The organism is Anabaena sp. UHCC 0253 (genome assembly GCF_009712085.1).
Classification (GTDB): Bacteria; Cyanobacteriota; Cyanobacteriia; order Cyanobacteriales; family Nostocaceae; genus Dolichospermum.
In genome coordinates, this window is sequence record NZ_VILD01000003.1 from 187966 (window position 1) to 189340 (window position 1375).

Here is a 1375-nt window from a genome sequence, read left to right on the forward strand (position 1 = left end):
TGTTGAATAGGTTCAAAATCACGATCATTATGAATTAGGGTTAGTTGGTGTTCTATTGCTATTTGGGCAATACAACAATCTATACTACTTCTAACAGTTAATCCTTGTCTTTGTAAATCATAATAAATTCGTGCTGCAAACACCCAAGTATTATCAGTTGCTTCAATATAGTCTTGTTCTTGCAGATAGGTTTGCAACAACATCCACTCCCTTTCATCCCGACAACCTTGTAATAATTCCATCTGGGTAAATCGAGTCAGAAAGACATTCTCATCTTTTATAAGTGTCTGGAGATTTTGACGTGCAACTCCTGTTTTATCGCGTAAAACATTTATCCAAACGGAAGTATCAATCAGAAACATTTCGATTTTCTCGCAATGCTTTGTAGTCGTAGTCAGGAGTAAATTGAATTTGTCCACTTAAATCAAGTAAGTTCCGTTTTTTACGAACGCGAATTAGTTCTTGTAATGCTAGATGAATTAATTCTTTTTTGGTTCGCACGTTAGTTAAACGAAATGCTTCTTCTACTAATCCGTCGTCAAGTTCAATATTGGTTCGCATGATCTTTAGGTAGATTATGTGTATGGATATGTGTATTATACACTATATTTAATCAAATGCAAGGTTAATTATTTTGTCTGATAGCGTAGCGTGGCGTAAGCCATATCAGAATATCCAGGATTAGAGGATGTACAGGATGTGATTTTTTATTGTTTAGGAAAAATAGTGATTTTTGGATGATAGATAATATACTGTGATTGTAATTATCATTTTTAAATATTCACAGAAAATTTATCAATCACAATCCTGTAAATCCTAAAATCCTAGACATCCTGATTCTGACAATTACAATTTCAGCATCTCACCAACAATTTACAAATAACAATCATGTAAATCCATGAACACACCTAATACCCAAAATCTAAAATTAGACGAAATTACATACATAATAAATGGATGTGCAATGAAAATACACCGAACTTTGGGAAATGGTTTTCAGGAGGTTATTTATCAAAGATGTCTGGAAATTGAACTCAAAAAATCAGGGTTAAGTTTTGGAAGAGAGGTAGAACAAATAATTTATTATGAGGGAATTGAAGTAGGAACACGAAGAGCGGATTTTATAGTTGAAAATCAGGTTGTGGTGGAGTTAAAAGCGGTTATTTCTTTAGAAGATGTTCATTTAGCGCAAGCGAAAAATTATTTGGTAGCTTATAATTTTCCTGTGGGTTTATTGATTAATTTTGGTGCGTTAAAGTTGGAATATAAGAAGGTTTTTAATCCTAGATATCAGGGTTAATTTGTCTGAATCAGGATGTCCAGGATTTGAGGATTTTCAGGATGTTGTTGTTTCATTGTCTATGGGAAGTACAGA

Annotated in this window: 3 protein-coding genes; 1 reads left to right on the plus strand and 2 read right to left on the minus strand. The window is 33.1% G+C overall.

From position 1 onward, the window contains the following. A partial coding sequence (locus FJR38_RS09185; RefSeq protein WP_168536628.1) for a PIN domain nuclease occupies window positions 1-362 on the minus strand: 362 nt, incomplete at its 3' end. After that, complete coding sequence (locus FJR38_RS09190; RefSeq protein WP_071190359.1) at window positions 349-561, minus strand: type II toxin-antitoxin system VapB family antitoxin; 213 nt, start codon at window positions 559-561, stop codon at window positions 349-351. The genes FJR38_RS09190 and FJR38_RS09185, both read right to left, overlap by 14 nt. 337 nt (window positions 562-898) lie before the next feature. On the opposite strand from FJR38_RS09190, the gene FJR38_RS09195 reads away from it, so the two are divergent. Further along, complete coding sequence (locus tag FJR38_RS09195; protein ID WP_168536630.1) at window positions 899-1300, plus strand: GxxExxY protein; 402 nt, start codon at window positions 899-901, stop codon at window positions 1298-1300. The last annotated feature ends 75 nt before the right edge of the window (window positions 1301-1375 follow it).